Source organism: Gluconobacter sp. (assembly GCF_047723935.1).
Taxonomy (GTDB): domain Bacteria; phylum Pseudomonadota; class Alphaproteobacteria; order Acetobacterales; family Acetobacteraceae; genus Gluconobacter.
Map to the genome: position 1 here is coordinate 1 of NZ_JBDOBO010000080.1, position 9,867 is coordinate 9,867.

The 9,867-nt window shown below is 53.2% G+C and carries 17 protein-coding genes; 1 reads left to right on the forward strand and 16 read right to left on the reverse strand.

The genetic code is table 11. The annotated features are described in order from the left end of the window. Positions 1-656 (forward strand): ADP-ribosylglycohydrolase family protein (locus ABF979_RS14645; protein ID WP_415560536.1); only part of this gene is annotated, 656 nt, incomplete at its 5' end. 283 nt (positions 657-939) lie between these two features. Here ABF979_RS14645 and ABF979_RS14650 read toward each other — a convergent pair. The 16 genes from ABF979_RS14650 to ABF979_RS14725 form a co-directional block, all read right to left on the reverse strand. After that, positions 940-1,173 (reverse strand): hypothetical protein, encoded by a 234-nt coding sequence (locus ABF979_RS14650; RefSeq protein WP_415560537.1) that lies wholly within the window; start codon positions 1,171-1,173, stop codon positions 940-942. Positions 1,174-1,244: 71 nt separating this feature from the next. Then, positions 1,245-1,595: a hypothetical protein gene (locus ABF979_RS14655; protein ID WP_415560538.1), complete on the reverse strand. Its 351-nt coding sequence runs from the start codon at positions 1,593-1,595 to the stop codon at positions 1,245-1,247. A 267-nt stretch (positions 1,596-1,862) separates the two neighbouring features. Next, positions 1,863-2,282: a type II toxin-antitoxin system HicB family antitoxin gene (locus ABF979_RS14660; RefSeq protein WP_415560539.1), complete on the reverse strand. Its 420-nt coding sequence runs from the start codon at positions 2,280-2,282 to the stop codon at positions 1,863-1,865. 10 nt (positions 2,283-2,292) lie between these two features. Next, on the reverse strand, positions 2,293-2,472 hold the full coding sequence (locus ABF979_RS14665) for a type II toxin-antitoxin system HicA family toxin (protein ID WP_011251576.1): 180 nt from the start codon (positions 2,470-2,472) through the stop codon (positions 2,293-2,295). 562 nt (positions 2,473-3,034) lie between these two features. Further along, the gene (locus ABF979_RS14670; RefSeq protein WP_415560540.1) at positions 3,035-3,196 is read right to left on the reverse strand and encodes a hypothetical protein; all 162 of its coding nucleotides are present in this window, start codon (positions 3,194-3,196) and stop codon (positions 3,035-3,037) included. Positions 3,197-3,259: 63 nt separating this feature from the next. Then, positions 3,260-4,012 carry a metallophosphoesterase gene (locus ABF979_RS14675; protein ID WP_415560541.1) on the reverse strand — a complete coding sequence of 251 codons (753 nt, stop codon included), beginning with the start codon at positions 4,010-4,012 and terminating at the stop codon, positions 3,260-3,262. A gap of 25 nt (positions 4,013-4,037) precedes the next feature. Next, positions 4,038-4,433, reverse strand: coding sequence for a hypothetical protein (locus tag ABF979_RS14680; protein ID WP_194258391.1), 396 nt, complete (start codon positions 4,431-4,433; stop codon positions 4,038-4,040). Between the two features lie 66 nt (positions 4,434-4,499). Next, positions 4,500-5,411 (reverse strand): 3'-5' exonuclease, encoded by a 912-nt coding sequence (locus ABF979_RS14685; RefSeq protein WP_415560542.1) that lies wholly within the window; start codon positions 5,409-5,411, stop codon positions 4,500-4,502. A 235-nt stretch (positions 5,412-5,646) separates the two neighbouring features. Next, a complete protein-coding gene (locus ABF979_RS14690; RefSeq protein ID WP_211497617.1) occupies positions 5,647-6,558 on the reverse strand; it encodes a replication initiator protein A in 912 nt (303 codons plus the stop codon). Between the two features lie 34 nt (positions 6,559-6,592). After that, positions 6,593-6,865, reverse strand: coding sequence for a hypothetical protein (locus ABF979_RS14695; protein WP_010505781.1), 273 nt, complete (start codon positions 6,863-6,865; stop codon positions 6,593-6,595). A 10-nt stretch (positions 6,866-6,875) separates the two neighbouring features. Further along, a complete protein-coding gene (locus ABF979_RS14700) occupies positions 6,876-7,535 on the reverse strand; it encodes an AAA family ATPase (protein ID WP_415560543.1) in 660 nt (219 codons plus the stop codon). Between the two features lie 76 nt (positions 7,536-7,611). After that, on the reverse strand, positions 7,612-8,193 hold the full coding sequence (locus ABF979_RS14705) for a tyrosine-type recombinase/integrase (RefSeq protein ID WP_415560544.1): 582 nt from the start codon (positions 8,191-8,193) through the stop codon (positions 7,612-7,614). A gap of 128 nt (positions 8,194-8,321) precedes the next feature. Further along, positions 8,322-8,609: a WGR domain-containing protein gene (locus ABF979_RS14710; RefSeq protein WP_415560545.1), complete on the reverse strand. Its 288-nt coding sequence runs from the start codon at positions 8,607-8,609 to the stop codon at positions 8,322-8,324. Positions 8,610-8,815: 206 nt separating this feature from the next. Continuing rightward, complete coding sequence (locus ABF979_RS14715; RefSeq protein WP_415560546.1) at positions 8,816-9,088, reverse strand: hypothetical protein; 273 nt, start codon at positions 9,086-9,088, stop codon at positions 8,816-8,818. A gap of 11 nt (positions 9,089-9,099) precedes the next feature. Then, a complete protein-coding gene (locus ABF979_RS14720) occupies positions 9,100-9,534 on the reverse strand; it encodes a DUF6530 family protein (protein ID WP_415560547.1) in 435 nt (144 codons plus the stop codon). Between the two features lie 16 nt (positions 9,535-9,550). Beyond that, positions 9,551-9,867: transposase (locus tag ABF979_RS14725; RefSeq protein ID WP_415560548.1), on the reverse strand; the 317-nt coding region annotated here is incomplete at its 5' end.

Sequence of the window (9,867 nt, forward strand, 5' to 3'; positions counted from 1 at the left end):
CCTTTATTGTTCATGCCAAACGTTGTTTAGCGTACCATCCACACGATGGCCTCAATAACAACAGCAAGGGCTGCGGGGCCATCATGCGGGTCGCTCCCGTCGCCCTTTACGGAGGGGTTCACTGCGATGCCCTGGCCGATGGCTGTTCCCATCTGACCCACGCTCATCCGACAGGCCGTAACGCCGCCCGAGCCCAGGCGCATGTTCTGGCGCAACTGCTGGAAGGAACACCGCTGGAAGAGGCGGCCCGGTCACTACAGACCCTGCGCCTGGACGAAACCACACAGGCTGCCGTGGAGCGGGCCTGGACTGCTGCGCCTGATGGACACCCCGAAACGGTCGAGACGCTGGGTCAGGGATGGGTGGCCGAAGAAGCCCTGTCCATTGCCCTCTATGCCGCTCGCGTCGCCACCGACTTCGAAGAGGGCCTGCGCATCGCCGTAACGCATTCCGGAGACAGCGACAGTACGGCCGCCATCGCCGGCAATCTTCTGGGACTGATGTTTCCTGATGAGGTTCTGGCCCATCCCTGGAGGACGCAGATCGAATGCGCCGATCTCATAGACCGTCTGGCCGGAGACCTCTGCGATGCCCGTCACCACAACACGGGTGAACGCTTTGCCCTGTCCATGTGGGAGTTCTATCCTGGTGGATGAAACAGAAAAACTGCTGTGCGAGCATAGAGGAAAGAAATTCCCCTCGAAAATGTCTTGCTGTTCTCAGCCTGTATCCGTTCTGGACACAGGCCAGCATTGAAGGCCTCACTGTAACAAGGCCCGAAACGTAGGGACAGAGCTGTCTGCCTTCAGATCTACGGCGTCACCACGGCGTAAATACGGCATGGAAAAGAGTGCCTTCATAGACCATTGCACCGTTGGTGCGGGAAAGCAGTGCCAATCTGTTAGACCCCCCTCCTTTTTGAACGAAAGGGTGCGGTTACTAACGATACCCTTTGCGGCCCTGCTCCCAGACATGGCGTAATCCAAGCGGCCACGGTTTCGGGCTGAGCAGGGAGCGCCGTGACACTCTAAGTGCGGCAATAGGCGCCGAAGGCTGTCCAGTCGGCGTGATAGACGCACAACGTGGTGGGATACCATGCGCAAAGGCTAAAATGGTCTGATGCGGCCTGAAGCGAAGCGGGAGGTTCCCGGAGGGCGGCAGGATAAGGGTCATGCCGAAGGCCACCACGACCAAGGGGGGGTGTCTGAGCCCTTTCGTATAGGCCGCGTATCAGATTACCGACATCAGATGTAGGAGGCAGGAATAGTGAGATGCTGAAGCTTAGGCGATATCCAGTATGCGCGAATAAGCCTTCGTGTTGGGTGTTCAGGACCAGAAAGGCCAACCGAGTTGGGCTGATTTTTCTGTGGCCCACTAAGGGCTTTGGCGCGAACCAACCACTTGTCTACAACAACCCTCTTTATCAAATAACCGACATCTTCCGTATATTCAGCCGCACTTGGGTTATTACCATTACCTTCAGGTAATAATTCATAACCGTAAGCGCCAGTTTTTAGGTTTCTTTTCTTATATGGCACATAATGACAATTATTGTGCGCTATAAGATAAAAGCTATCTTCTGATGTATTTTTCACAAAATTCTAGCTCACTTATTTAAAGGAGCTTGACCATCTATGCGATGAAAATTGGCAGAGCAATATTTTTTTGTAGGCTGAATCAAGATTATACCGCAGCCCTATCGCTCCTCCCGGTTTCGGTCCCTTGGTGTCTGAGAATGGGCATTCTCAGACACTAGAGGGCTTCTCACCTCACCCGGTAGGATACAGGCGATCTCCCATCCCTTCAGGATGGGAGATCGCCTCACGCCACCTTCCTCGGCCATCAGTTCAGGGACCAGAATGTCAGTGCTTACGAATGGCGTCAGGCGTGAGTTTCGCCTGTAAGGTCATGGCTGCGATCATGCCCGACCGGCTTTCGCGGGAGGCTCTGGCGAGAGCGTCCAGCCGTTCCAGAACCCGCCGTGGAAGGGAGATGTTCGCCCGTTCCACCCGGTCATCGAGGATAGCCGGGTCAATGGTGACAATGCCGATGGTCCAGCCCTGATAGTCCGGGTTGCTCTGGATGGTATCAAGGGTGCTGGGAGACGGAACCGCCTCTCCCGCGTCCAAGGTAGCGTCGATCCATGCCGCAGCGGCTTCTTCCGCGCTGGAAAGGGCTTCGTCGAGTGTGTCGCCTGCCGAAAAGCAGCCGGGAAGGTCAGGAAAGACAACGCCGAAAGCCGTTGTCTCGCTGCCCCGTTCGATAACAACCGGATAGCGCATGATTATCCTCCTAAAGACCTGCTTGCTTGCGGATGGCGGCGACCAGTCCGATGCCTAGATCCTTCTTGGGATGAGGCACGACCACGATCCCCGGCCGGGATGGATGTTTGAAGACATTGTGTGAACCGCGCACGCGATCCAGCGTCCAGCCTGCTTTTTCCAGTTCTCGGATCAGAACGGCGCTTTTCATTTACACATTATACACACGCTAGGAGTTCTGTTCAACAAAAACCGGCTTCTGCCATCCCTCGAACACCTTGTGGTCATGGTCGCAGGTGATGCCTGTCTTCCGATGCTTTTCCTACCATGCAATTTCTTGGCGTACGTTTTCGAACAAAAGCTCATTGCTCTCCACAAAGGGTATCGTTAGTAACCGCACCCTTTCGTTCAGAAAGGGGAAAGGTCTAACAGATTGGCACCCCTCTCCCGCACCAACGGTGCAATGGTCTATGAAGAGACCCGTTTGAACGCCGCGGAGTTGCCTCGCTACTGCCTCGTATAGGCCTCACAATGGCCTCGAACCCGCTTCGAAGAGGCCGCGAAGCTGTCTCATTCTGAGAACCGCACTCTCGGAATAGTGGAGGCTATCAGGAGGGCAGCAACGTCTTCCCTGTGTCCAAATTGGACACGAGTAAGACACTGAACATCCACAGAAGCCGTCAAACATACAGGATGGTCTCTGTAGCAGAGCAATCATCCTGACAACATTTGCGCGTGTCAGCTGCTCACTCTCCTATTCTGGGCCACGGCTTCTAGAGAGAGTTTGAAGGATCTGTCTGCCGAGTGCCTTTCAAAGACATGACGCGATATTGCGCCAGTCTGGTCATGACTGGTCCAGTGACTAGACCCAGACCGATGGTCAGCCCAGCAGCAGGGAGGAGCATGACAAGCAGTCCTTGCATCAGCGGATCCACAACACTCTTCCTTCTTCAAGTCAGGACTCACATCCTGTTTCCACCGTCTGAATAAGAGTTTGTTCAGATCTCGACAACGAGTGCGTCGTTAAATCCCGGAACTGAGAACAGGGGTCCGGCCGGGTTGGCGAGAACCCGGGTCCCGCTGGCATGACGGTGCTCTTGGCAGGTATGGATATGACCATGGATCCATAAGGTAATCCGGAAGCGCTCCATAAGGCCGGACAGATCAGAGGCGAACAGCCCGGCTCCTGACTGACGTCGCAGGCTTTCCGGCAGACACGCCGCCAGAGGTGCATGATGGGTGACCACCACGACCGGCAACTCGAAAGACGTCTCTGACAGACACTGCTCAAGCCGGGCACGGTGAGCATGATGCAGGGCCGCTTCATCGCCATGCGTGATGAGACCCTCACCAGACGGCCGCAGAACCCCTTCCCCTGTTGTCTGGTGCGAATCCACTGGGACAGGAGCCAGAGCCCCATCCGCCCAGAGGGTGAGGCCTGTGAACCGGATCCCGGCCAGCACGGCCTCTGTTCCGTCCAGGAGGTGGACTGCTGTTCCGGCTGTCGCCCGTCTTAGACGCTCCAGAGCCCGGTCCGGGGTCATCCCCCAGGCTTCATGGTTACCGGCGACGAACACAGCCGGACGGCCGCCTGCCAGACGGTTAAGCGTTGCCACGGCTTTTTCCGGTTCGCCCCGCCAGAGATCGCCTGCCGCCACCAGCACATCGAACTCCGGGCGGATCGGATCATAGCCATCTGGAAACGGGACAGCCTCAAGATGGAGATCAGACAGAACCCACAGGCGGGTCATAACCCTGAACTGAATTGGTCCAGGACTACTGATCCTGTCCGGTTTTAGCCGTGTCAGGCGTCTTGTCCGTTCCCCACTGGCTCACATCATGGGCTGCTTTTCTGGTCCAGGCGGCAGTGTCATGCGCCGCGTCCTTCGTTCCAGCTTTTGTGGCCTTCCAGCCTTTTTCACTTTCCCGGCCGGTCCAATGTGCGGCTTTGGTTGTGCCGTCCTTTGTGGCATCCCATCCTTTGACGCTTTCCTTTTTGGTCCAGCGGGTCGCATCAGAGGCATCCTGACGCACGGTGGTCCAGGACTGACGGACGCTGCGGCACAGATCGGTTTCACAGGGTTTCTCAGAGGTCTCAGCCGCCAGAGCGGCAGAAGACAGAGTCATGCCGGCCAGAAGCATGGCAGACGACGTACGGAACCGGATCGACATCAGGAAACTCCCTGTTTGTGAAAGAGATCAGAGTGACACTCTGTCATGCTTCGGACAAGGACCGCCTCAGACCCGGCTGGTAAAGCGGTCTGCAGCTTCGACAGGACGAACTGTAATATCGACGTCCCGTTGATAGATGTCAGAGCGAAGAAAGCGAACCTCCTCTTCAACCTCTTCAGGCGGTCTGTCGATAAACCAGGCTTTCGGTCGGCCGTCAGAACCATCGTTCCAGCGGTAGCCACGGGCCTTGAGCGTATCCTTGAGCTCGAAGGGCGTATATTCGGCCCACAGACGCGTCCAGATCGTCCTGGCACGTTCCAGCAGGAGAGAGAGGGTGGAGCGGCTCTCCGGGAAGCCTGTATGGCCCAGAAGGGCGATGGCAGCCTGACAGTCATCCACGGCGCGATGCCCGTCAAAGAAAAATCCGGCTTGGAGACCCAGATGCCCCAGTTTGCGTCCTTCAAAGCCTGCCTGATCCCAGGGAATGTCTTCCATGGAACAGGCCCAGGGTTTGTTCATAAAGGCCGGACAGAAGCGTTCGAGAAAAGGACGATCAAACGCTGCGTTATGAGCAATCACCAGACTGGCATCCGGGGCGAAGGCCGTCACCTCGTCGGGTAAGACGGTCTGTCCAGCCAGGCGTTCGGATGTCAGTCCTGTCAGATCCTGAACAAAGGCAGGCACGGGAATGGAAGGTTCCCGCAGTCGGTTGAAAGCTGGCAGGGTTCCAAGAAGAAGACCATCGATGCGGTAGATGAACGGCACCATGCCGATTTCGATGATTTCGTCCTGACGGGGATCAAGGCCTGTGGTCTCCAGATCCACGAACAGACCGGTGCGCAGTCCCCTGCCTTTGGGTTTATGGCTCAGAACAGAAGGATGCAGGCGTCTGAGCACCTGGTAATCTTCTGAAGCCTCCAGGCGATTAGCCAGAGCTTCTAAAGCACGGTCAGGAGGGGAAGAGTTATCCACAGGCATTCGGGTTTCAAATAGTTTTAAATGTTTTAAATAGTTTTAGGAAAAAAAAGTTCGATTTTATTGTTTTTTTTCAATCCTTTGCAAGGAAAGAGGGTTCCTAAAAGACGGAGTTTGGTTCCTAAAAGACGGAAACGGGTTCCTAAAAGACGGAGTTTGGTTCCTAAAAGACGGAATTTTCACAGGAGATCGGGGCAGATTAAGGTTTCCCGCCTTAAAGCTGCGGCTTCTCCGTCTATTAGGAACCCAAAGAAGAATGTTGCTTCTCTGAACGGTACCTCATGATTAAAAGCGGTCCCTCTCGTCCACTTTCTTCGTAAAGATCATATTCAGGCAAGTCGTTCCGTTTAACAAATTCTCTAAGTTCGTATGAACATCTTTTAAAAGTTCCTTGGCTACCACTACGTTCATAAATTAACCGGAATGACCATTTAGCTTCATTTTTCCCAGCTGCCACCCTTGCCAATCTATACAAAAATCTTCCGAGACCAGGTTTTAAAAGGAAATAATCTTGATGGACGGTAAGAACTTCAGGATTTTCTGACTCTACTACTGCCGAATATAGCCAGTTAGGAAGCTCTATCTCTACAGCCATTACACGCCCAGTATCTGCATATGATATGGTCTTGTAATCGTTTATTAAACCAGATCCTGTAGTTTCTCGGATTGTACGGCCACCCCTAGTTTTCTTTTCGCCACGGACTATTTCAAGAGAAGTCTGTTTAAGGCGCCGCAAAGCTGATTCAACTGCTTCATATTGCCTGCCGCCATCAGATTGGCGACAAAATTTTAATATATCTGATACCTGAGGAGAAAAAATGCGCCCAGGCTTATCTCCTAGTCCAGACCGATATTTGTTCATTGCTTCGGTTAAGTATGAAATACCCATCAAAATTATATCATAGTCCCAAATAGACGCCATGCCATCAGGGCCACTAGTTATACGTACATAACCATCAGGGAGATGATGTATCATTACATCATTTGCGCGTTTGTCTTTTTTAGATAGACGAAATACTGCGACATCCATAACACCACGGTTATCTTTTGTCGCAAGATCGTATAATCCGGGAACAAAAAAATCCCCTTGCTCTTGGGCAGAGGGAGCAGAACGAAAAGTTTTGCTAGAAGGATCTTTTTTAATATCCATAAGATATTCTTTCCATCCTAATTAGATATTGATATCATTTAAAAACATCTCCTTCTAAGGCTCTATAAATAGCCATATTTATAATTCCTGCACGGGCCTGCCCGGTTCTTTTAGCAATTTCATCAACGCGCTTCAGTAATTCTGGGGCAATCGTCAGACTGATTTGTCGCTTATGTCCTTTAGGTATGCCCTTATTGTATGCTTCTGGAGTTGAGTGTGTGAAAATTCCACCATCCGGTGCACCTGCAATGAATGCGTCCTCTACCGAAGGAGGCGTAGGTCTCTGGGGTCTTTTTAAGATAGCCATAATAATATCCTTATGATTCTGTTTTAATATTAAAAACGTATTCAACTAGTTTTGAAAGCTCTTTACAAGCCTTTGCGTCTTTTACGGGCATCTCTGAAACAGATAATCCTGCCCCACTAGCGTTACTGAATGCTTTTCGGCGGCGGATAGGCATATCTAAATATCGAAACTGCTTCACTTCTGACACAGCAAATGCTGCTTCTGAATTATCCGATGAATATAATCCCGGATCTGCTTGGTTCATAACAGCAAAGCAGTTTAAGCCGTCTCGGACGCTGCGTGCCTCATCAATTAGCTTAGCCATATCATCGAGAGCCCATACATCGTATGAGCGTGGGGCGAATGGAACTAATAAAACATCCGATAAAATTAATGAGGCGCGTAGAGCTGTAGAATCTCTGCCTCCTGCATCTATAATGATATCATCCCATTTGTTCTTCTGCTGTTGAATTTGTCCTCGTAAAGTAGGACCGTCTGAATATTGTGCGCAGGCAATTCCAGGCTTCTGATTTGCTTCTGTGCGAATGGAAATCGCCGAGGCTGCTGTTCCTTGACGATCTCCATCGATCAACCAGACATCTCGTCCTTGAAGCGCTCTGAAAATAGCGATTTGAACTGCAAGGGTGGTTTTCCCTACGCCGCCTTTCGTATTGCCAATAGTAAGAATCATAGGACCTTCCTTTAATGTTCTTTTAATATTAAAAGAACATTTTATAAACATTCAAAATGGTTTCTAAAAATATGTTTTAGATTGACCACATTTTCCTTGCAATAGTCTGCTCTTCGTCACCGGAGGCGTTGGCATAGATGGCGGTGGTGGAGAGCTGGGCATGGCCGAGCCATTTCTGCACGAGATTGAGCGGAATGCCGGTGGAGACGGCCGCCACGCCAAAGGCATGCCGCAGGCCCTTGGGGGAGGCGGCGGGGCCAGATAGACCAGCCTCGGCCATGACCCGATGCACCATGCGCCAGCCGGTCATGCGGGCCACCGGCCACAGACGCAGGAAGCGGCCCCGGTCCCGACGCGCCTGCGCTTCGCGGACGCCGTGCACCAGATCAAGCGCCTCGAGCAGGGCAGGGGGGACGGGGACAGCCCGGTAGATCCCGTCCTGGCGCTTCTTCAGACTTTCAAACACCAGCACGCCGCCGGCCAGATCCACCCGGTCAGCGGTCAGGGCCAGGGCCTCGGACAGACGGCACCCCGACCAGGCCAGGGTCATGGCGAGGGTGCGGACATCGCGCGGCGCCCGCTCGGCCGCCTTCAGGAAAGCGGTGCGTTCGGAAACGGTCAGATATTTCCGCGCCCCCGAGGGATCAAACAGCTGCATCCCCGCCTGCGGTGACACGCCGCCGCCAGACGGATCCTTCCTGTCAAATCCCCGAGGTGCAGGAGCCTGCGGCTCCTGCCGAGAGCGCGAGGGCAACTCCCTCGTTTTCACCGTCACATCGCTTGCTGTCATCCGTCCATTTCCTCTCGATAGCCCCGACGCTGCTTCACCCGTACCCAACGGACCAGCTTTTTTTGCGCGATAACCGGATCGCCGAAACGTTCCCGCCGTTCCTGACCGGTGGTCCCGAGACGCCCCCAGGAGCGGACAAGGACGGTGCCGCCGAAGAGATCATCCTGCAGGGTCAGACGGTAGAAGCGCCAGCAGTTGGTCGCCGGGTCAATCCGCTGCAGACGGGCGCTCTCGGGGAAGAGGCTGAACTGGCGGGGCAGGGCCGTTTGCGGAGCTTTGGGCATTAGATCCTGAAAAGTGTAACAGGTCCGGATCCGAACCGTCAGGGGCTTTCTCTCCAGGAATGCGGATTTTCAGGGCCTTTCCGCAGATTGTAAGAGCGGGACGGGAAGGAGCGATCCGGGCGGATCTGGGGCCGGAAGGTGCAGGATGTTACACTATAGGTAATAGCGTAACGCCATGCTGATGTTATGCATCGAAGAAAAGTTTTTTATTCCCGGCTTTTGCTGAAGAGAGTTGCCAACTGTGCAATAGGGTCTCCCAGTTCGGTGGGCAGCAAGAACCAGGTGGCATGGCCCGTGGAAACGGGGTGACCCAGATCAGAAGGATTATCGATCTCGCCATTCCAGCGAATGCCAATACGTTCTTCTCCATCGTAGTTCATTCGAGCTAATGACCACCACCCGTCTGGGTGAATATAGAAAACCTTCAAAGACGAAGGGGCAATATGGGACTTAGGGCTGAGAACTTTAGAAGGATGCATGATTAATTCCTTTAGATATTGGACATAGTGTTCAAGAGGGCCTTGAGTACCTTTAAGCGCTCAAGGGTAGCTTCCCGCTCTTGGCGGCACTGACTGTTGACCGGCTCAAGCCGACGCAAAACAATCTCTCCGCTCTGATAAAGAAATTTTTTTGCTGGAACAGCCACAGTATCTGGCCAGTTATGTCGCATGACGAGAGTCTGAAGAATAGTCATATCAATATTTCGATGTGTTGGAAGCTCTTCGCTCTGACGACTCCATTTATGTTCAGGTTTACGCCAAGACTTTACAGATACAGGCGTATCTTCTCCTTCCCGATACTGAGCTATACCAACTCCCAAATACTTGCAGTCTGTATGATTACTATACCGCCCGTCAAAGCCTTCATAAGGCAGAAGATAGAGGCAGCGATGCTTAAGGTGGGTTGGAGGCGGAGAGTTGAGCAACGTTGGTGTTGTCTCGCTAGGTCATGTTGACAAAAAATCTGATCCAGAGCTTTGCGGCGGCGAGATTGAGGAAACTCATGAAGGACAAGGCGGTCTTGTCGTAGCGCGTCGCGATACGGCGCATCTGCTTGAGTTTGTTTAACATCCGCTTGATGCGGTTGCGTTCCCTGTAACGCCACCAGTCTGTTTTCTGTGAAGCACTGCGACTTTTGCGTGATGGAATAACCGCCAGGATCCCGTGGATCAGCAGATCCTGGCGGAAGCTGTCACTGTCATAACCCCGATCAGCCAGCATGGCTTTGGGGGGCGGGACAGACAGCTTCATCAGGGCGT